15 protein-coding genes, 1 tRNA gene and 1 other RNA gene are annotated in these 20,822 nt (G+C 69.1%); 9 read left to right on the top strand and 8 right to left on the bottom strand.

Features of this window, described 5'->3' with window-relative positions; genetic code table 11:
* Positions 1-55: 55 nt before the first annotated feature.
* On the bottom strand, positions 56-1,270 hold the full coding sequence (locus ACFU5M_RS07740; protein WP_379045488.1) for an acetyl-CoA C-acetyltransferase: 1,215 nt from the start codon (positions 1,268-1,270) through the stop codon (positions 56-58).
* Positions 1,271-1,562: 292 nt separating this feature from the next.
* On the bottom strand, positions 1,563-4,583 hold the full coding sequence (locus ACFU5M_RS07735) for a DNA polymerase III subunit gamma and tau (protein WP_379045485.1): 3,021 nt from the start codon (positions 4,581-4,583) through the stop codon (positions 1,563-1,565).
* A 449-nt stretch (positions 4,584-5,032) separates the two neighbouring features.
* Here ACFU5M_RS07735 and ACFU5M_RS07730 point away from each other — a divergent pair, with 449 nt between their 5' ends.
* The 4 genes from ACFU5M_RS07730 to ACFU5M_RS07715 all read left to right on the top strand — a co-directional run bounded on the left by ACFU5M_RS07730 (position 5,033) and on the right by ACFU5M_RS07715 (position 10,262).
* On the top strand, positions 5,033-5,851 hold the full coding sequence (locus ACFU5M_RS07730; protein WP_379045482.1) for a hypothetical protein: 819 nt from the start codon (positions 5,033-5,035) through the stop codon (positions 5,849-5,851).
* Between the two features lie 79 nt (positions 5,852-5,930).
* Complete coding sequence (locus tag ACFU5M_RS07725) at positions 5,931-8,177, top strand: MMPL family transporter (RefSeq protein WP_379045479.1); 2,247 nt, start codon at positions 5,931-5,933, stop codon at positions 8,175-8,177.
* Positions 8,174-8,863, top strand: coding sequence for a TetR/AcrR family transcriptional regulator (locus tag ACFU5M_RS07720; RefSeq protein WP_379045476.1), 690 nt, complete (start codon positions 8,174-8,176; stop codon positions 8,861-8,863). The genes ACFU5M_RS07725 and ACFU5M_RS07720 overlap by 4 nt, the downstream gene beginning before the upstream one ends.
* A gap of 85 nt (positions 8,864-8,948) precedes the next feature.
* Positions 8,949-10,262 (top strand): ammonium transporter, encoded by a 1,314-nt coding sequence (locus tag ACFU5M_RS07715; protein ID WP_379045473.1) that lies wholly within the window; start codon positions 8,949-8,951, stop codon positions 10,260-10,262.
* Positions 10,263-10,551: 289 nt separating this feature from the next.
* Here ACFU5M_RS07715 and ACFU5M_RS07710 read toward each other — a convergent pair whose 3' ends face one another.
* Positions 10,552-11,631 carry a neutral zinc metallopeptidase gene (locus ACFU5M_RS07710; RefSeq protein ID WP_379045470.1) on the bottom strand — a complete coding sequence of 360 codons (1,080 nt, stop codon included), beginning with the start codon at positions 11,629-11,631 and terminating at the stop codon, positions 10,552-10,554.
* Positions 11,632-11,758: 127 nt separating this feature from the next.
* Between ACFU5M_RS07710 and ACFU5M_RS07705 the strand changes: the two genes are divergently transcribed.
* On the top strand, positions 11,759-13,390 hold the full coding sequence (locus ACFU5M_RS07705; RefSeq protein ID WP_379045467.1) for a DUF2207 family protein: 1,632 nt from the start codon (positions 11,759-11,761) through the stop codon (positions 13,388-13,390).
* 60 nt (positions 13,391-13,450) lie between these two features.
* On the opposite strand, the gene ACFU5M_RS07700 is transcribed toward ACFU5M_RS07705, so the two are convergent.
* From ACFU5M_RS07700 to ACFU5M_RS07690, 3 genes are all read right to left on the bottom strand, one after another.
* A complete protein-coding gene (locus ACFU5M_RS07700) occupies positions 13,451-14,725 on the bottom strand; it encodes an ROK family protein (RefSeq protein WP_379045464.1) in 1,275 nt (424 codons plus the stop codon).
* Positions 14,726-15,068: 343 nt separating this feature from the next.
* Entirely contained in the window at positions 15,069-15,779 is a 711-nt protein-coding gene (locus ACFU5M_RS07695; protein ID WP_379045461.1) for a hypothetical protein, read from the bottom strand.
* Positions 15,780-15,904: 125 nt separating this feature from the next.
* Complete coding sequence (locus ACFU5M_RS07690) at positions 15,905-16,480, bottom strand: HhH-GPD-type base excision DNA repair protein (RefSeq protein ID WP_379045458.1); 576 nt, start codon at positions 16,478-16,480, stop codon at positions 15,905-15,907.
* A gap of 218 nt (positions 16,481-16,698) precedes the next feature.
* On the opposite strand from ACFU5M_RS07690, the gene ACFU5M_RS07685 reads away from it, so the two are divergent.
* Both ACFU5M_RS07685 and ACFU5M_RS07680 read left to right on the top strand, forming a co-directional pair.
* A complete protein-coding gene (locus ACFU5M_RS07685; RefSeq protein WP_379045686.1) occupies positions 16,699-17,505 on the top strand; it encodes a methyltransferase domain-containing protein in 807 nt (268 codons plus the stop codon).
* 8 nt (positions 17,506-17,513) lie between these two features.
* Complete coding sequence (locus tag ACFU5M_RS07680; protein WP_379045455.1) at positions 17,514-17,954, top strand: SRPBCC family protein; 441 nt, start codon at positions 17,514-17,516, stop codon at positions 17,952-17,954.
* A gap of 78 nt (positions 17,955-18,032) precedes the next feature.
* On the opposite strand, the gene ACFU5M_RS07675 is transcribed toward ACFU5M_RS07680, so the two are convergent.
* The gene (locus tag ACFU5M_RS07675; RefSeq protein ID WP_379045452.1) at positions 18,033-19,322 is read right to left on the bottom strand and encodes an aminotransferase class I/II-fold pyridoxal phosphate-dependent enzyme; all 1,290 of its coding nucleotides are present in this window, start codon (positions 19,320-19,322) and stop codon (positions 18,033-18,035) included.
* A gap of 241 nt (positions 19,323-19,563) precedes the next feature.
* An RNA gene (gene ffs, locus ACFU5M_RS07670) (signal recognition particle sRNA small type) lies at positions 19,564-19,658 on the bottom strand.
* A gap of 127 nt (positions 19,659-19,785) precedes the next feature.
* Here ffs and ACFU5M_RS07665 point away from each other — a divergent pair.
* Positions 19,786-19,873 (top strand) — tRNA-Ser (locus ACFU5M_RS07665).
* 293 nt (positions 19,874-20,166) lie between these two features.
* Positions 20,167-20,805: a hypothetical protein gene (locus ACFU5M_RS07660; protein WP_379045449.1), complete on the top strand. Its 639-nt coding sequence runs from the start codon at positions 20,167-20,169 to the stop codon at positions 20,803-20,805.
* Positions 20,806-20,822 lie beyond the last annotated feature (17 nt).

Raw genomic sequence — 20,822 nt, 5'->3', positions numbered from 1 at the left:
GCCGCCTCCGGGCCTGACGCTCACGCCGCCGCAAATCTTCAGCTGTCGGTTGGGGTCAGACCCGCTCGATGATGGTCGCCACGCCCATGCCGCCGCCGATGCACAGGGTGACCAGCGCGTAGCGGCCGTTGCGGCGCTCCAGTTCGTCGACCATGGTGCCGGTGATCATCGCGCCGGTCGCGCCCAGCGGGTGACCCATCGCGATCGCACCGCCGTTGACGTTCAGCTTCTCGTCCGGGATGTTCAGATCCTTCTGGAACTTCAGCACCACGGAGGCGAACGCCTCGTTGATCTCGACCAGGTCGATCTCATCGAGGGTCAGGCCCGCCTTGGCCAGCACCTTCTTGGCGGCCGGGGTCGGACCGGTGAGCATGATGGTGGAGTCCGCGCCGCTGGTGGCGGTCGCGACGACGCGCGCACGCGGGGTCAGGCCGGAGGCCTTGCCCGCCTCTTCCGAACCGATCAGCACGAGCGCGGCGCCGTCGACGATGCCGGAGCTGTTGCCGCCGTGGTGCACGTGGTTGATCTTCTCGACGAAGTGGTACTTCTGCAGCGCCACCGCGTCGAAGCCACCCATCTCACCGATCACGGCGAAGGACGGCTGCAGCTTGGCCAGGTCCTCGGCGGTGGTGCCGGGACGCATGTGCTCGTCCTTGTCCAGCACGATGATGCCGTTCTGGTCCTTGACCGGGACGATCGACTTGGCGAAGTAGCCGCCGGTGGTGGCTTTGGCCGCCAGCTCCTGCGAGCGCACCGCGTAGGCGTCGACATCGTCGCGGCTGAAGCCCTCGATGGTGGCGATCAAGTCGGCGGAGACGCCCTGCGGGACGAAGTAGGTGTCGTAGTTGGTGGCCGGGTCCAGCGCCCAGGCGCCGCCGTCGGAGCCCATCGGCACGCGGGACATGGACTCCACGCCACCGGCGAGGACCAGGTCGTCGAAGCCGGAGCGGACCTTCTGAGCGGCGAGGTTGACGGCCTCGAGGCCGGAAGCGCAGAAACGGTTCAGCTGGAAGCCGCCGACGGTGTCGGGCAGGCCGGCCACGGTGACCGCGGTACGGGCGATGTCCGCGCCCTGGTCGCCGACCGGCGCCACCACGCCGAGGATCAGGTCGGAGATCCGGTCCTCGTCGAGGTTGGGGAAGCGGCCGCGCAGCTCCTGGATCAGACCGACAGTCAGGTCGATCGGCTTGACCGAGTGCAGCGAGCCGTTCTTCTTGCCACGGCCGCGCGGAGTGCGGATGGCCTCGTAAATGTAGGCCTCTGTGGTCATATCGGAGTGTTCCTTCCTCAATGTGCGATCGGCCGGACATACATCCGTCCGAGCGCTGGTGTGCGGCGACACCGCGGGTGCGGCGTGGCTGCGGCTGACCTCGCTGACCGGCCTCGCGGCCGACCTTTCCTAACGCTGTACAAAACCAGGCAGGCAACAGCGAACGCACGTCCGGTCGCCCGTACGCCTGGGCATACCATAGAACGTCGGCGTACCGAAGCTCCCGGCTACCCGTACATACTACCGTGGAGTGCGAACTCCGGTTAACTTAACGTCGTGAGAACGGTGGTTGTCAACCATCCAACCGTGTGGCACCCAGCTCACTCTTCAGCAATTCGAGGGCGACCTCGTCCGGGTCGCGCCGGTCGCCGGGAGCCACTGGATCGGCCGCGGCGGCCATCATCTCCTGCTCCTCTTCCGGCGTGGGGGCGGGGATGATGCCGTCGCCGGTCCGGCCCCGGCTGCTCGCGGCGTCGTTTCCACTCGGTTCGGCGTCGTAGGGCGGCGGATAGTCCGCAGGGCCGGGATCGTCCGGTAGGTCGGGGTAATCGGGCGGCGGGATGTCGTCATCCGCGGGATACGGACGTGGGTTCGCGCCGCCCGCGCGTGCGCGAGCCGCGTTGCCCGGCTTGTCGGCGCCGGCGTTCCGCGCCTGACTCGGACGCGAGAACTTCGGCGGGGCGGCGGCATCCGAAGCGCGGCCTGTCGCGTTGCCGGATTCACGTCCCGGCTGGTTGGCCGCCTGCCCACGGGCACGGTTCGCGGTGGCGCCCGCCCGCGCCGCCGCTGCCGGCCGTGGCGCCGCGCCGCCCGCCTCCCAGCGCACCTCATGGTCGCGGCCGAGCACCGCCCGCACCGCCGATCGGACCGCTTCCAGATTCCGCGGATCGGACAGGCGCTGAGCCAGCGGCGCGTGCTGATGCGCGAAGACGATCACCTCGCCCTCCACCCGGGCGACCGACGCGCCCGCGAGCATCGCCTGCACGGCCGCGCCGAATTCGCGCACTTTGGCGCGAATATCCGCCCAGGCGGCTTCCACCTCACGCAGCAGATCACCACTCGGCGCGAGAGAAGGAGCGGCAGCGGGCTCCTGCGAGACCTGAGCATCGGATCGACCTTGATTGCCCTGCCCGGCGCTGAACTCCCGCTCGGCAGCCGTGTCGGCGGCCCCACGATCCGAGCCGACAGCGGAACTGCGCGCAGCAGCCGTGTCGGCGGCCCCACGATCCGAGCCGACGGCGGAACTGCGCGCAGCAGCCGTGTCGGCAACCCCACGATCCGAGCCAACGGCGGAACTGCGCGCAGCAGCCGAATCAGCAACCCCACGATCGGGCTCAACGGCGGACCTGCGCTCGGCAGCCGAGTCCGCTGCCCCGCGATCACTCTCGTCAGCGGAATCCAGCGCGGCACTCGCACCGACGGCGTCGCGATCACGACCAACGGCAGAACTCCGCGCGGCCCTCGAATCGGAAGCGCCGCGTTCACCTGCAACGGCAGCATCTTGCGCGGCAGTCGCGTCCGCTGGCCCGCTATCGCGCAGAGAACTCCGGGCCGCAGTGGAGTCGGCCGCGCGATCGCGCCCGTCGGCCGGATCGACGGTAGGCGACGCCGTCTGCGCGCCCGACGCCGCAGAACCCTCCGACTGCACCGCCGGGGAAGATTCCGACCGCGCTGTGGTGCTGGAAATATGCTGTGCCGCAGCGGATTCGGAAGGAACACGGTCCGCTCCGCCGTCAACCGACCCGGATGTCTCGGAGTTCGCCCCGGGTGAATCGGCGGTCCCGATCTTCGAAATGCCCGACTCGGCGGCCGCGCTCGGCCCTCCCGCCGGCAAAGCCTCTGCCTGCCCACCGCCTGGCACAGCAGCGGAGTCCGGTCCGGCGACCGGCCCAATAGGATCTGCGCCGCCTTCCGCACCGGCAGCCGACGCGATCGAGTTCGTGGACGCCTCGCCACCGGCAGACATCGGCCGAAGCCCGCCGCCCGCGTGACCACCGGCTTCTTCAGTAGCACCCTCCGAGCGACCACCCACGCGGTTCTCGCGACGAATCGCGGCCAGCGCCTCGGCGCCCCGGCGACGAGGCGGCTCCGACGGCGCCCCGGCCACCGCCGCGGGCTGGGCGGTAGTGGGCGCCGAGGATGCGTCGGCGAAGGAGCCCCCGGCCATACCGCGCTCGAGCCGTTCGAGGCGTTGCAACGTGGCGGATTCCGCATCGGACGCCGAGGGCAGCAACATGCGCGCGCAGACTACTTCGAGCAGCAGTCGCGGCGCCGTCGCACCGCGCATCTCGCCGAGACCCTCGTGCAGCAGCTGGGCGTAACGGGTCAGGGTGGCCGAACCCAATCGCTCGGCTTGGTCTCGCATCCGATCGAGCACGTCACCCGGGCCGGTGACCAGAGCGCGTTCGATGGCGTCGGGCACCGCCCGCATGAGGATCAAGTCCCGGAAGCGGTCGAGCAGGTCCGCGGCGAATCGCCGCGGGTCGTGGCCGGCCTCCATCACCCGGTCGACCGTGCCGAACAGCGCGGCGCCGTCGTCGGCGGCCAGCGCCTCGACCGCGTCATCGATCAGCGCCACGTCGGTGACGCCGAGCAGCGAGACCGCGCGGACGTACGTGACGCCCTCGGGGCCCGCGCCCGCCAGCAGCTGATCGAGCACGCTCAGGCTGTCGCGCGGCGAACCACCACCCGCGCGAATCACCAAGGGGTACACCGCTTCTTCGACCGGAACGTGCTCCTGCTCGCAGATCCGCCCGAGCAGGCCGCGCATCGTGGCGGGCGGCAGCAGCCGGAACGGATAATGATGCGTGCGCGAGCGGATGGTGGGCAGCACCTTGTCCGGCTCGGTGGTGGCGAAGATGAAGATCAGGTGGGCAGGCGGTTCCTCGACGATCTTGAGCAGCGCGTTGAACCCCGCGGTGGTCACCATGTGCGCCTCGTCGACGATGAACACCCGGTACCTGGACTCGGCGGGGGCGTAGAAGGCGCGGTCCCGCAATTCCCTGGTGTCGTCGACGCCGCCGTGGCTCGCGGCGTCGAGTTCGATGACATCCAGATTGCCCGGACCACCCGGCCCGAGCGCCGTACAGGACGGGCAGATACCGCAGGGCGTCGAGGTGGGCCCCTCCACGCAGTTCAGCGATCGGGCGAGGATGCGCGCGGAGGACGTCTTGCCGCAGCCGCGCGGACCGGAGAACAGATAGGCATGACTGATCCGCCCCGTGTCGAGTGCGGTACTCAGCGGGTCGGTGACGTGCTCCTGACCCACCACCTCAGCGAACGTTGCCGGTCGGTACTTCCGGTACAGAGCCACGGCCAGAGGTTACCGGCGACCTCCGACAAAGGACATGCCCGCCCGCTGCGCCGCCCGGAGTCCCGCATGGGCGCCGAAATGTGACCCAAGTCACAACATGCCCGACGCCTTCTTCCGCGACCACCCTCGCCACACGCGATAGCAACCTCAGAGCTATCGCTCATGCTGCACGAGCGAAGTTCGGACACACCCGCCACGGCATCCCGACCGAGCCAGAGAATACGTACTCACACCCCGGTTTACCTCGACTTTTCGGAGATAACGAAACCGCAACCATGGGTGACACCGATGCAATCGTCTGGCTAACGTGGCAGTCGGCAACTTCGGTAGCCAAACCTTCATCAGGTTGGTGACCCCGGCCGGTCCCTCATCCCGACCGGGGCACAACCTCCAGAGCACCACGGGTGACCAGCGCCAATTCCCCCACTTCCACCGGAGGACCGTCCACCGTGTCGTGTGACGACATCGCCGCCGCCTGGCTGTCCAGCACCGATTTCGCCGGCGACCGCTCCGCCGTCGCCCTCTTGAGCCGCGCCATCAGCCCGGAGGAGTTCGCGATCAAACGCGACTCGCTGCCGGTCACCGCGGCAGCCGATCCGGCCACCGCCGCCGCCATCCTCGAACTCCTCGAACGCGGCCAGGTCCCCACCATGGCCGCGATCCGCACGCTGACCGCGCAGAACGAGATGCGCCGCGAGGCCGAACGCATCGAACGTCTCGGCCGCCGGGCCCAGCGCAGTATCGACGACTTCGGCCGGGTGCTCGCCAAACTGGCGGACGCGCACTGGACCGCGCACGGCTACGGGCCCACCCGCCGCGATGTGCTGTGCACCGAGCAGATCATGACGCTGATCCGCACCCGCGTCGGCAACATCGCGCCGTCGGCGGTCAAACACCTCTGGCTGATCGAGCGGGCCCAGCGCGCTGGATGGATCGCCTCCAACGCCAATCCGCGGTCCCTGTGCGCCGCACGCCGTTTCTACGCTGCCCAGTACGGGAACCGGGTCTCGTTGCGTCCCGTGAACACCATCGGCACGGCGATCGCGGCCTATCTCGCCGACTACCTCGACGAGCACGGCCGCGCGCCACGCTGGTCGGTGGTCGCGCAAGAACTGCGCGACGACCGGGGCCGCCGGATCTTCCACAACACCGCCGATGCCCGCGCCCAGCAGCTCTGGTTGACCACCGCGGAGTGGGTGGAGATGTGCGACGACCTGCCCGTGCCCGGACGGAGGGGATTGCGGGCCATCCGTAAGTCCCGCGGCTGACCCGGGCGCCTCCCGCGGGCTCGACACCTTGGGTTAACAGCGTTACTCTAACGCCGTTAACCTAGCGAGCGGAGCCGCGATGCTGACCCGGATGGCCCGATTCATCACCCGATTTCCGCGCGCGGTGCTGGCCGCGGCGCTCGCCGTCGCCGTGCTGTGCGGCGTCTTCGGCGCCGCCGCGCCCGCGCACCTGAAATCCGGCGGGTTCACCTCGAACGATGCCGAATCCGCCCGCGTCAGTGAGCTGATCGCCGACAATTTCGCCGGCGCCGCGCCCAACTTCGTCCTGCTGGTCGGTTCGGACGCCGGCACGGACGATCCGGCCACCAAGGCGGCGGGCGTCGGGCTGGCCGACGCGCTGAAGGCGCGCGGCGACGTGCGCGGCGTGCAGTCCTACTGGACCACGCCGCAGCCGCTGGCGAACGCGTTGCGCAGCACCGATGGCAAGAGCGCCCTGGTCGTCGCCTACCTCGACGGCGACGAGACACAGGTCCAGCAGACCGCGAGTGAACTGAAACGGCAGTTCTCGGGCGTCTCCGGTGGCATCACGGTTCGCCAGGGCGGCATCGCCGCGATCTACCACGACGTCACCGAGCAGACCACCCGCGACCTCACCCTGGCCGAGGGCGTCGCGGTGCCGCTGTCGATGATCGTGCTGGTCCTGGTGTTCGGCAGCCTGGTCGCCGCGGCCCTCCCGTTGACCATCGGGGTGTTCGCCATCCTGGCGACGCTGGCGCTGCTGCGCCTGTGCACGCTGTTCACCGACGTCTCGATCTACGCGCTGAACATGACGACGGCGATGGGGCTGGCACTGGCCATCGATTCCAGCCTGTTCATCGTCAGCCGCTTCCGGGAGGAACTGGCGCACGGCCTGGATCCGGCCGCGGCCACCATCCGGTCCGTGCAGACCGCGGGGCGCACCGTGCTGTTCTCCGCGCTCACCGTCGCGCTCTCGCTGGCTGTGCTGAGCGTGTTCGACCTGTACTTCCTGAAGAGCTTCGCCTACGCGGGCGTCGCTGTGGTCGCCGCTGCGGCGGCGGCATCGATCGTGGTGCTGCCCGCCGCGCTGGTCCTGCTCGGGCACCGGGTGAACTCCCTCGACCTGCGGGGCCCGTTGCGCCGCCTGTTCCGCCGCGGCGCGCCCGCGCCCGGCCCGCGGGCGCCGGAGGACAGCGGCTGGTATCGGCTGGCAGGCGTGGTGATGCGGCACGCGGCGCCGGTCGCGATCGTGATCATCGTGCTGCTGCTGGCGCTGGGCTCGCCGTTCCTGTCGGTGAAGTTCGGTTATCCCGACGACCGGGTGCTGCCGGTCAGCGCCACCAGCCGCCAGGTCGGCGACGCCCTGCGCACCGAGTTCCCGCAGGCCGACCCGGTCGCAAGCACGACGATTGTGCTGGACGCCTATCGCGGCACCGACGCGGCGCTCGGTGGGTACGCCGCCCAACTGTCCAAGGTCGAGGGCGTGCCCGCGGTCCTCTCCGCCGCCGGGGTCTACGCGGCGGGCGCCCGAGTCGCGCCTGCCCCGCCCGGGATGGCCAACGACACCGGGACCTACTTGAATGTCGCTACCAAGATCGACCCCTTCTCCCCCGCCGGAGACCGTCAGCTGACAGCGCTCCGGGCGATCCCGGCCCCGGGCGACGCGCTCTACGGCGGCGCCGCGGCGGCCAACGCCGACTCCTTACACGCGCTGGCCGCCCGCCTTCCGCTCGCCGCCGCCCTGATCGCCCTCACCACCTTCATCGTCTTGTTCCTGTTCACCGGCAGCATCGTGCTGCCGATCAAAGCGCTCTTGCTGAACACGTTGTCGCTGGCCGCTGCCTTCGGCGCGATGGTGTGGGTGTTCCAGGAGGGCCACCTGTCCGGGCTGCTCGGCTTCACCGCGGTCGGTTATCTGGTGCCGACCATGCCGATCCTGATGTTCTGCCTGGCCTTCGGCCTGTCCATGGACTACGAGGTGTTCCTGCTGTCGCGGGTGCGCGAGGAGTGGCTGGCCACGCATGACAACACCCGCGCGGTGGCCGTCGGCCTGGCCCGCACAGGCCGCATCTTCACCGCGGCCGCCTTGCTCATGGCGATCGTGCTCGGCGCGCTGGTGACCGCGAAAGTCTCGTTCATGCAGCTGCTCGGCCTCGGCCTCACGCTGACCGTGCTGGTCGACGCCACGATCATCCGCGGCCTGCTCGCGCCCGCGCTCATGCGCCTGCTCGGTCGGGCCAACTGGTGGGCGCCCGCACCGCTGGCCCGCCTGCACGCCAAGATCGGGCTGACCGAGGGCGAGGAGGACGCCGCCGCACGCCCGCTGGAAACCGCGGGCCGCGCATGATCGGTGGCAGGCGTCCGCGCTCGCCGCGCGGCTCCGGGGCCCAGCTGCGCGAGGAGATCCTGCGGGCCACCGCCGAACTGCTCAGCACGACCGGGCATGCCGATGCCGTCTCGATCCGGGCGGTGAGCAAGCTGGTCGGGGTGAGCGCGCCGTCGATCTACCGGCATTTCGCCGACAAGGACGAACTCATCGACGCCGTCGTCGCCCAAGTCTTCGAAGACCTCGCCGAGGCGATGCGGGCGGCCACCGACCCGGCTACCTCACCGGTGAACCAACTGCACGATCAAGGCATGGCCTACGTCCGCTTCGCACTCGATCATCCCGAGCAATACCGGCTGGCCACCGCGCCCACCGAGACCGGGGGCGTGGTGGACCAAGTGCTCACCAGTGGAGCGTTCCAGCATTTCGCGGCCACCGTACGCAAGTGCATGGACGACGGGACGATGGCGCCGCGCGACCCGCTGCCGATCGTGCTGGAACTGTGGTCGGTGGCCCACGGCATCGCCTCCCTGCTGCTCGCCAAGCCCTTCCTGCCCTGGGGCGACGCGGAGGCCGTCGCCTCGCGCGTGATGGGCGCGGCATGTCTCGGTTACAGCGTGCTCGACCTGGTCGGCTCGGACCCGCCGACCCCGGACACGGTCACGGCGTGGCTGCGCCGCGTCCGGAAGGGCCATCCCCCGGCCTGACCGCGTTTCGACCGAGCGGCTGTCGGCCCACGAGCGACCATTCGGTAGCTTCCTCGCAGCGCACGCGCGCGGAAGGAGTGAACCCGTGTCTTCAACCATCGACCCCGCGGCTACCGCCTGGCTGCTGGTCAGCACGGCCCTCGTCCTGCTGATGACCCCGGGCCTGGCCATTTTCTACGGCGGGATGGTGCGCTCGTCCGGCGTGCTCAACATGCTGATGATGAACTTCATCGCGATCCCGTTGGTGACGGTGACCTGGCTACTATTCGGCTACAGCCTGGCGTTCGGCGCCGACGCGGGCGGCGGCCTGATCGGCGGCCTCGGCCACCTCGGGATGGCGGGCATCGATCCGACTTCGGTGCGCGGCTCGGTGCCGGAGCTGTTGTTCGCGACGTTCCAGCTCACCTTCGCCGTGCTGACCGCCGCACTGGTCAGCGGCGCCATCGCCGACCGCGCCAAGTTCAGCGCGTGGATGATCTTCGTGCCGCTGTGGGCGCTGGCGGTGTACGCGCCGATCGCACACTGGGTGTGGGGCCCGGACGGCTGGCTCGCCTCGTTCGGTGCGCTGGACTACGCGGGCGGCCTGGTGGTGGAGATCGCCTCCGGCGCGTCGGCCTTGGCCCTCGCGCTGGTGCTCGGCCCGCGCATCGGATTCAAGGTCGATGCGATGCGCCCGCACAACCTGCCCTTCGTGCTGCTCGGCGCGGGCCTGCTGTGGTTCGGCTGGTTCGGCTTCAACGCCGGCTCGGCGCTGGCGGCCAACGGCCTGGCCGCGGCCGTCTTCCTCAACACCCTGGTGGCGGGCTGCCTCGGCATGCTCGGCTGGCTGGCGGTTGAGCAGATCCGCGACGGCAGGCCGACCACCTTCGGCGCCGCGTCCGGCGTGGTGGCCGGTCTGGTCGCCATCACTCCCTCGTGCGGGTCGGTCAACACGCTGGGCGCGCTGCTGGTCGGCCTCGCGGCGGGGGTGCTGTGCTCGTTCGCGGTGGGCTGGAAGTTCAAGGCGGGTTACGACGATTCGCTCGACGTGGTCGGCGTGCACTTCGTCGGCGGCATCGTCGGCACCGTGCTGATCGGCCTGCTCGCCACCGAAGTGATGACCGGCGGCGTCGAGGGCCTGTTCTTCGGCGGCGGGCTCGCTCAGCTCGGCAAGCAGCTGGTGGCGGTGCTCGTGGTCGCGGCCTACGCGTTCGGCGTCTCGTTCGCGCTGGGCAAGGGCATCGACCGGCTCGTCGGATTCCGGGTCAGCAAGGAGGACGAGACCGCGGGCATCGATTTCGCCCTGCACGCCGAGACGGCGTATGCCGAAGGAGTGCACGGCCATGCGCCGCGCCGCCTCGGCGAAGGTCATCTCGGGCGTCCGCATACCGATCGCCCGCGCGCCGAAGACCGGGACTAGCCACCGCCGCGTCGCCGGGACAGTGCCCGGGGCGAAGGTACGGCAGAAGGTAGCGCCCGCGATGCGTGCCGATCCGGCCGCTGTGCGTCGCGGTGACCAACCGCGGCCCGCGGGCGGACTCGTGCGAGACATGACCGTACGGGTAAGCGACCGGCGGGCCGGCGGAGGCGGATAGCCCGCTTGCGGCACAGGATCGCTCGCCGACCTTCGCCCGAGGTACGAAGTCGACGGATGGCCATGCGGGCTGTGGTCCGCAGGCGCGACCGTACCCTGGCGTCTGCGTCGCTCCTCAGCTCACCGAACTCGCCGACGCGGTGAACGTATTGCACTGGGCCGCACGGTTGTTGTCCACACCCGTCTCGAACCACTGCCCGCCGTTCTCCGACGATCCGTGGTCGCGCATGTCCCCGGCCTGGTCGCCGCGCCCGTAGGCATCCTTGCGGGCGAGGGTGAGCTGCGGGTCGGTGAGCGAACCGCCCTTCGACGACGAGGAGAGGTACATGCCGTCGAAGCAATTGGCCTGCAACTCGACTCGGCGGGACAATTCCAATCCTTTGGCGCTGCGCGGTCCCACATCGGCCCGCTCACTGTTGGCCTTGCGCAGGATGCCGGACATCGCCTGCACGTGGTGCCCGTACTCGTGCGCGAAGACCGACAGGTAGACCACCCAATTGTCCTTGAAGTAGTCCGTCTGCAACTGGCTGATCGGCATGTAGACGGTCTTGTTCGCCGGACAGTAGAACGCGGCGAAATTGGTGGTCGAGCCGGTGCACGGGGTGGTGATGCCCGTCGTGGTCGCGCTGACGTTCAGCGACGGCGGCTGGAACGGCAGATTCGCCTTGCGCAGCACGGGTTTCCACGCCGCCTCCAGGCAGGACGCGGCGCTTTCGAAGAACTTGCGGGCGGCGTCCACCTGGGTGCCCCACGGCGAGTAATCACACTGCGCCGGAAGCAGCGTCGCGTTCGGATCGGTCAGCAGCGGGTTGTTGCCGGTTTCCGAGGGGCCGACCGAGCCGTCCGGCTGGGTGTCGAACGTGAAGCTCGGTTGCGGACCGGCCGCGTCACCGACGTCGCGTCCTACGGCGATCGCGTTGCGTACCAGCCCCGCCGCGACCAAAAATACGACGACGACCAGCAGCACCACCCATCCCCCGCCACCCCGTTTGCGTGGCGGCGGGTAGGGCGGCCGCCCGGGCGGACCGTATGGCATCGGCGGTGGGACCGGTGGGCCGTAACCCGGTGGCGGGCCGTAGGCAGGCGGGGCGTATCCAGGCGGCGGGCCGTAGCCGGGCGGCGGACCGTAGCCAGGTGGCGGGCCGTAACCCGGTCGCTGGCCGTAGGGCGCGCCGTAGCCGGGCGGCGGAGGCACCGGACGCCCCCCGTGCGGGACCGGTCCGTGTCCGTACGGTGGTTGTGTCAAGCCCCCGTACCCCCTCGTCTCAGTGATCGCCGACAGCCGCTGACGCAGGATAGCAAGCTGTCTAGAGTAGGCAGCCATGCTGACTTTTCGGGGGGCCGCCCTAGGCGCGCTGCTTCTCGCCATCGCGGGGATGTTCGCGACGGCCCCGGTCACCCAGGCCCAGCCCGCGCCGGACGGCGTGACCATCACCGCCGATCTGAAGCTGAGCCGCGAGGGCGTCCTCGAAGTGGTCGAACAGGTCTCGGTGCCGCCGGACGGCTCGTTCCGGATGTCGCTTCCGCTGCGGTTGCAGGTGAGCGACGACGCCGAGCGCGTCTTCCGGGTCACCGATGTGGACACCGAGGGCGCGGGCACCGCGACGGTCGCCAACGACCAGTTCACCATCGAGGCTCGGCCCGGCGAATCTACCTTCCGGTATTCCGTGCAGAACACCGTCAGCGACGCGCGGGGCACCCAGGTCTTCCATTGGCTCGGTGTGCTCAATACCGACATCGCGTCCATCAGCGCGGCGCTGATCAGCCCGAGCTTCGAAATGGGCATCGTGGACTGCAAACTCGGCCCGCCGGGTAACGCCCGGCCGTGCGCCGACGTCAAGATCGAGTCCGACGGCGTCCTCTTCCTCGAGCAGACCGACCTGCACAAGGGCGACGCGATCGACCTGACGCTGCAATTGCCGCCCGGCACCGTGCCGAGCAACGCCGACGTCCGTGACAGCGGCGACGCGGGCCCCTTCACGATCACCACCCCGGTGCTCGTCGCGTTCGGCGTGTTGCTGCTCGCGCTGGCGGGCTTGACCGCCTTCGTGCTGCGCGCGCGCCGCCAGGACGCGACGGTGGGCGGCGGTTCCGCGACGATCGACCCGCTGCTGCGCGAGGGCGATCGCGTGCAATTCACCTCGCCCGAGGGCACGCTGCCCGGTTCGGCCGGGCTGCTGCTGGACGGACATGTCGATCCGGTCGACATCGCCGCCACTGTGGTGGATCTCGCGGTGCGCCGCTACATCCGGATCGCGCCCCTCAGCGACAGCGACTGGCGGATCACCCGGGTGAACACTCCCGACGATCAGCTGCGCGATTACGAGAAGGCCGTCTACCGAGCGCTGCTGCCCGACGGCTCCGACGCGGTGACACTGGGCGAGCTGCGCAAGCCGGGGCGCGTGGCCTCCGAACCGGTACGCGCCGCGCTGGTCGCCGACGCCGTCGCTCAGGGCAACTTCCTCGATCGCCGCCGTCCCGGCCTCGCCCTGTGGCTCGGCGGGGCCCTGGTGGTCGCGGGTGTCGCGGCGACCGTGGTGCTCGCGCTCACCTCCGGACATGCCCTGGTCGGGGTCGCCATCGCGCTCGGTGGCGTCGCGACCCTGTTCGCGCCGAAGTACCTGCCGGTGCGCACAGCGCGCGGGATGGAGCTTGCCCGGCAGATCCGCGCGCTGCAGCGTGGCCTGGAAAATGTCCGGCGCGAACAGATCCCGCCGATCGACCAAGAGACCGTGTTCTCCCGCGCTCTGCCGTTCATGGTGCTCGGCGCACGCGCCGACAACTGGGTCCGCGTCTTCCGTGACCTGGATCCGTCGGCCGACGCGCAACCCGGCCTCTACTGGTTCGGCGGCTTCGAACGCGACCGCAACCTGCAGCGCTTCGCAGGCCACTTCCCGTTCTTCATCACCGCGCTGGAGGGGCTTTTCGCCATCGCGGGCGATCCGCACCGCTAGCGTCACGCGCACGAATAAGGGCGACCGGCCGCAGTGGCCGGTCGCCCTTCGTCGTATTACTCAGTCGCTCAGTGCGGTTCGCCGTACCGCGGCCAGCGGATCGGCGTAGAGGACGCTCAGCGAGGTCACGACCGCGGCGTATTCCTGCACTTTGCCACCGAATCCGCTGATCCGGATGTCGGTGGGCGGCAGCGTCGACCCCTGATTGAACGCCCGCGCCACATGCGCGACCGCGGGGCGGTAACCGGTGAAGGCCTGGCCGCCGAGGACCACCCGATCGGGGTTGAGCATGTCGCGCACCATCGCCACGGTGTGACCGAGAATGGTGGCCCGTTCGGCGAGCAATTCGCGCGCGGACTCCGATCCGGCCTCCGCGGCCCGGTACAGGTCGGCGATGGTCGAGCCCGCGGTGCCGTTGTGCGCCGGGATGATGCCGCGGCCGACGGCCCTGGAGTGCAGCGACCGATCACCGACGGTCACTTCCAAGCAGCCACGCCGTCCGCAGGTGCATTCAACGTCCGAACCCGTGGGCAGATGCGCGATCGATCCGGGGCCGTTGCTCGGCGTGTGCACGCGGCCGTCCAGAGTCACCGCGACACCGGCGGTTTCACGCACGTAGAAGTACAGACTGCTGCCCCGCTCGAGGCGAGCTTGGTCCTTGGGCTCACCCGTGGGCAGCAACAGCTCCGAGCCGGCCATCGCCTCGACGTGCGGCGCCACCGAGACGGGCAACTCCAGCACCTCGCCGAGCACCGAACCGACCTGCGCTGCGCGCCATTCCAGTTTCGGGTGATCGACGACGCCGGTCAGCGGGTCGACCCGCCCGCCGATCGCGACGCCGGCCCACAGCGCCTTGCGCCGGTGCCAGCGCTGCAGGAACGCCTTCGCACTGCGGGCGACGGTGGTGGTGGCGAACTCCTGACCGGTCTGCGGAGTGGCGATGGCCAGGCCGCCGAGGATGCGGCCGCGCAGGTCGGCGGCGACGATCTTGGTGACCGCGGCGCCGATGTGGATGCCGATGGTGAGGTAGGCGTCGTGGTCGATCTCGAAGGGGACGCGGGGGCGCCCGACCGCACCCGAGGCCGTCAGGTCGGGGCGTTCCCGCAGCAGGCCTGCCGCGAGCAGAGCGGAGACCTGGCGGTTGACCGTGGCGATGCTCAGACCCGTTGTGCGCGCGGCGTTGTCGCGTGAAACGGGACCTCCGGTGGCGGCGCGCAGGACCGCGGCCGCCGGGTTGTCGGCGAGGCGCAGTTCGGGAGCGACAACCGGACGCTGAACGCGGGCGCGGCCGTTGGCAACCCTGGAGACGGATCGTTCAAGGGTGGGAAGGGACATTGTGCGGATCCTTGCTGAAGTCCCGTAATCGACGGGACATGCCTACATGGGCGGCGAGGCAGCAAACGAGCAGGAAAAACCGCTCAGCTGCAGCAAGAGAGGCGACACAGTTCGCGTGTCAATGGCAGCCGCAGACCCAGCGCGGCGGTCACGTAAGTGACGCGCAGGAGGTTGCATCGGCCGGCAGACATGTCATCAAAATTAACACCGATTTCCGCGACGCACCAACCCCCGACGCGCCGTTGTGTGCACAGGCACATTGTTTCCGCAGGTCGCGGGCACGCGAAAAGACCCCGCACCCCGGAGAGCTCCGCAGGGGGCGAGGTATTTTCGCTCGGAAGGATTACTTCGGCGCGTTGAACGGCTGATTGATCGTCGTGAAGTACTGGATCGCGGCGGCGACCGCCACCGGAGCGGTCACCAGCAGCTGGCCCGCCAGGGTGCCGAGCGCGCCGACGGCGATGATGCCGCCGAGGCAGCCGATGGCGGCGGCCGGGATGAACGCACCGAACAGACCGACGATCGCCGCGGAGGCGACGGTGGCGCCGGCGATACCGCCGAGCACGCAACCGACGGCACCGCCCGCGATGCCGCCGACGAGCGTGCCGACGGTCGCACCGGCGGCGATCGTACTGGTCAGGCGGGTCCAAGCGGCGACCTCACGGTCGTACTCGGTCTTCCACGGCGCCTTGTCCTCGTACGGCAGGGCGACCGGCTTGTACACCGCGTGCTCGCGGTCGAACAGCGGCGTCAGCGTCGCGCTACGACCGGAAATCTGTGCGGCGATCGGGAATTCGAAGTCCTCCAACTGAAACCGCAGCGGCTGCGCCGCGAGCACGGTACCGTTGGAGGCCTTTACTTTGAGCACCTCGTCCTCGACGGCGAGCGAACCCGCGTCGGTTTCGATGATCGACTGGGTATCCGTCGCGTACGCGGTGAAATTAATTGCGCTTTCAGCGTTTTCTTCCGCCGGCGCGGCACCGGATGTCCCCGCGGCCACTCCGGTCGCAATGGTCACCAGCGCCGCCACCACGGCGAGTTTCCTCATCCTCATGTCCTGCAATCCCTCATCTCAGGTGGAGCCGTTCCAGGCAAAAGCATCAGGCACCGGCTGTGCGAGAACGAGGAAAAAACGCAGGACGATTTCAAATAGGCAACCGGAGAGTTACAGTCGCCGTACTACTTCGCTTTGGCCGCCGCTTTCGCCTGCTTCTTGAATTCCCTTACCTGCCCGAGAGATTCGGTGTCCGTCACGTCGGCAACCGATCGGCGTGAGCCCTCGTCGCCGTACGCGCCCGCCGCGGCGCGCCAGCCCTCCGGCCGCACGCCGCGCTGCTTACCCAGAAGGGCCAGAAAAATTTTCGCCTTCTGCTCGCCGTAGCCGGGGAGGTCCTTCAGGCGGCGCAGCACCTCTTTCCCGTCCGGGTCGCCCGCCGTCCAGATGTGCTCGGCCTTGCCGTCGTAGTGCTCGATGACATAACGCGCGAGTTCCTGGGCGCGCCGGGCCATAGAGCGGCCGTAGCGGTGGATCGCGGGCGGCGTCGCGGCGAGTTCCTCGAACTCCTGCGGGTCGGCCTCCGCGATACGCCGGATGTCGAAACCGCCCATCCGGTCGGCGATCTTCTTCGGGCCGCGGAAGGCGTGCTCCATCGGGTACTGCTGGTCCAGGAGCATACCGAGCAGCGTGGCGAAGTGATCCTCGGTCAGTAGCTTGTCCGCCTCGGCGTCCTGCGCCAGGCATAGCGTGCGAGTCATCGCCTACCTCCTGCTCGGTGTGCTGGGGACGGGTCGATCATCTCATCGGCGCCGTCGGGGCGGCAGAGCCCGGGTCGGCACGGCCCGACATGAAGAGTGACTCACCTCACAGTGGCTACGCGCGGGTAGATGACCTGCCGCGTAGGCTCCAGGCCATGCCTCAGATGACGGCGACACCGACCAAGACGACGGCAACGGCCAGGGATGGACACGGGCCCATGAACACCTACGCATTGCGCCCCGATCGGTTCGACCGAGCAGGCGAGGACCAACTCGTCGACGTGCGCGACCTACAGGCCGCGCTGCCCGGTATCCGCCGCTTGCGCACCTGGGCGCACGAAGCCCTCGCGCTGCGGCCAGGCGAGGACGCCGTGGACATCGGCTCCGGTACCGGCACGGAGGTCATCACCTTCGCCGAAGCGGTGGGGCCGGACGGCAGCGCGGTCGGGATCGAGCCGGACCCGCATCTGCTCGCCTCCGCCGAGCGCCGCGCCGCCGAGGCCGGCTCGACCGCCAGATTCCACTCCGGAGACGCCTACGGCGTGCCGTTCGGCGCGGACACCTTCGACGCCGTCCTGTGCGAACGCGTCTTCCAGCATCTGACCGCGCCCGCCCGCGCGGCCAACGAGATCGCGCGCGTACTCCGCCCGGGTGGACGCGTCGTCGTGGTGGACAGCGATTGGGGAACGGCGATCATGCACCCCGGTGACCGGCAGGTCGTCCGGGAGGTGATCGATACTCTCGTGTCGGCCACCACCAATCCGCTGTCCGGCCGTCGGCTCCCCGGCCTGCTCACCAAGGCGGGCCTGGTGGTCGACGACATCGGTTCGCAGGCCCTCGTGCAGGACCGCAGCGTGGGCGCGGGGTCGCTGGTGACCAGAGTCTCGGCGATGGCGGTCGCGCGCGGCGCGATCACCGAGGCGCAGCGCGAGCAGTTGCTCACCGACCTGAAGGCGGGCGCCGCCAACGGCGACATCCATCTCTCGGTGACCATGTTCGCCGTCCTCGCGCACAAGCCGCACTGACCCGGCCGGTGGCCGTCGACGTGCGCACCGACGTCGTGATCGACCGCTCCCGCGAGCTGGTCGCGGCGTACGCGGCCGATCCGGCGCATGCTCCGGCCTGGTATTCGCGCATCCACCGCGTCACCTGGGAAACGGAGCCGCCGCTGGGCGTCGGCTCGCGCATGGCGTTCGTCGCGCACTTCCTCGGCAACAAGCTGACCTATACCTACGAGGTGATCGCTTACGAGCCCGGCATACGGCTGGTGATGCGCACCGCGCAGGGGCCGTTTCCGATGGAGACGAGCTACACCTGGGCCGATACGCCGGAGGGCGGCACCCGCATGACGCTGCGCAACCGCGGCGAGCCGAGCGGATTCGGGAAACTCGCCGCACCGGTGCTGGAAGCAGCGATCCGGCGGGCGAACCGCGGGGATCTGGCGCGGCTCAAGGAACTGCTGGAGACCGGGTAGGAAGCTGTCGGCGGTCGAGCACACAGGAGGATCGCCCGGCACGAAACCTGCGCCGGGCGATCGATTCCAGGTCCGCTGCTACTTGCCGAGCAGCTTCTCGGTGGCCGCAAGCAGCACGCAAGTGGCCAGGCCGTCCATCGCCTTCTCCAGCTCGGGCAGCTTCGGGAAACTCGGCGCGATGCGAATGTTCTTGTTCTCCGGGTCGTTCTTGTATGGGAAGGCCGAACCGGCTGCCGTCAGCGCGATACCCGCGTCCTTCGCGAGCGCGATCACTCGCGCCGCGGTGCCCTCCAGCACGTCCAGGCTGATGAAGTAACCGCCCTTGGGCTCGGTCCAGGACGCCACCTTGGACGCGCCGAGGCGGTCCTCGAGGACCTTCAGCACCAGGGCGAACTTCGGCTCCAGGATGGCGCGGTGCTTCTGCATGTGCTCGCGCACGCCGTCGGCATCGCGGAAGAAGCGCAGGTGACGCAGTTGGTTGATCTTGTCGGGGCCGATGCTCTTCTTCGACGCGTGGCTCAGGTACCAGTCCAGATTCGCGGTGGAACCGCCGAGGAAGCTCACGCCCGCGCCCGCGAAGGTGATCTTCGAGGTGGAGGCGAACACCAAGGGGCGGTTCGGGTTTCCGGCGGCGGCAGCCAGGCCGAGCACGTCGATCACCGGGGCGGCGGTGTCGGTGAGCGGGTGCACCGCGTACGCGTTGTCCCAGAACAGCCGGAAGTCGGGCGCCGCCGCAGGCATCGAAACCAATTCGCGGACGACGTCTTCGGAGAACACCACGCCGGTCGGGTTGGCGTAGTTCGGCACCGCCCACAGGCCCTTGATCTGCGGGTCGTTCGCCAGCAGCTCGGCGATGGCGTGGGTGTCCGGGCCGTCGTGGCGCATCGGGATCGGGATCATCTCGAATCCGAGCGCCTCGGTGATCGCGAAGTGCCGGTCGTAACCGGGGGCCGGGCACAGGAACTTCAGGGTGTCCTCGGCGGCCCAGCGACGCTCGGAATCATTGGTGCCGTACAGCATCGCGTAGGTGATCACGTCGTGCATCAGCTCGAGGCTGGCGTTGTTGCCCGCGAGCAGATTGTCCACCGGGATGTTCAGCAACTCGCCGAAGATCGCGCGCAGTTCCGGGAGACCGTGCAGGCCACCATAGTTGCGGCAGTCGGTGCCTGTGCCGTCGCGGAAATCGCCCTCGCCGGGCAGGTGCAGCAGCGCGGCGGACAAGTCGAGTTGCTCCGGCGAAGGTTTTCCCCTGGTCAGGTCCAGCGTGAGCTTCTCGGTCTCGAGCTTCGCGTAGTTCGCGGTCTGGGTGTCGTGCTCGAGCACGAGCTCCTCATGGCTCATCAAACCGATCTGCGTTTGCCGGGGCATCCTGGGCAGCCTTTCAAGCAGCGAAGGGACGATGGTCTGGCCGGACCGATGGGCGGCGACCGAACAGTTGTCCATGCAGAGGCACGTGCATCCGCGGACGCTGTTCACGTTACCCGCGTGGTGCCCGGATTTGGAGGCGTTATCCGCCGACCGACGCGGATCCGCAGGGACCGGGGTCGCACAGGCCGCACCGATCGAGCGAATGCTCGGCATCCGCGCATCAACACGCGCGAGCCGATAGATAAGGGGACCCCGCGCACCCGGCAGAGCCCGTTGACCCTTGCTGCCTTCCGGCCCTGGGGGAGTTCACAGGATGCGCGCCGCGCGGGATCCGTCGGCCAGTGTAGCGCCTCCCGCCCGCAACACCACCCTCCGGGTCCACCACCCCGCTCGACCAGGCACTTCACTCCTATCCCCCCACCTATTTGGCGACCGACCGGGGACTACCGGTATGCTGCTCCACGGAGGATTCGCCTAGTGGCCTATGGCGCTCGCCTGGAACGCGGGTTGGGTTAACGCCCTCAGGGGTTCAAATCCCCTATCCTCCGCCACGAAAGGCCAGGCCCGACGCTTGAACGCGTCCGGCCTGGCCTTTCGCATGTGCTACGGCGGCGTCCAGACCACGCGTTCAACGGCTGAGCCAGCTGTGAGCTAGGCCACTCGCCCGATACAGGAGTCGACTCGACGGGCGGCATTCGCCGTTCGGTGGCTACGGGTTCGCGGCGCAATCAATCCGCAAGAGCCGGGGCGCTCGCGCCGACCCCTAGCGCCCGAACACCAGGGTGAGCCCGGTTCGTCCGATCTAGACTGTGCGACATCCCATTCCGATGGAATGATCGTCCCCGTGACTCAGTGGCTTCCGCTCTTCGGTTCCCTCATCGTTGCCATAGCGGCATTGGTCGGCGTGCTGGTCAACAACCGCACGAACCGGGCGGCGCTCACCGCCGCGGATGAGCGGAACCGGGTCACCTTGGACGCGGCGCAGCGCAGCGTGGAGTCGACCAACGCGGCGGCCGAGCGGCGCGAGCACGACAAATGGCGACGGGAATCGGTGCTGACCGCGGTTTCCGCCGTGCTGGCCATCTCGAGCGACGTGCGCCAGCAGTTGTTGCGCTGCGAGCGCTGGGAGACCGATGAACTGGATCAGGTGGACGAGGAGATCCGGCAGATCATCATCGGCTCGCGGGGTTTCATCAGCAGCTTGCGCGTCGTGGCACACCGCAAGATCCCCAATCGCTGTGAAGACCTGATGCGTACGCTTACGGCGGCGCTGAACATCAGTTTGCAGCGCCGCAGGATCGAACTCGACGGCGAGGCCACCGCCGAGGAGATCACCGAGATCCAGGCGTTGTGGTCGCGAGCGATCGAGAACACCGTCGAGGAGGAACGCTCGGTCATCAACGTCACCCGGCTCGAACTGGAGATCAAGATCTCCGCCGAAGTCCATCAGGCCACGCCCCAGCCTGCCCTCGCCCGTTCTTGACCCCGCGGGCAACCGCT

Source organism: Nocardia sp. NPDC057455, from assembly GCF_042802775.1.
Classification (GTDB): domain Bacteria; phylum Actinomycetota; class Actinomycetes; order Mycobacteriales; family Mycobacteriaceae; genus Nocardia.
This window is presented reverse-complemented; position numbering and strand designations above follow the sequence as displayed.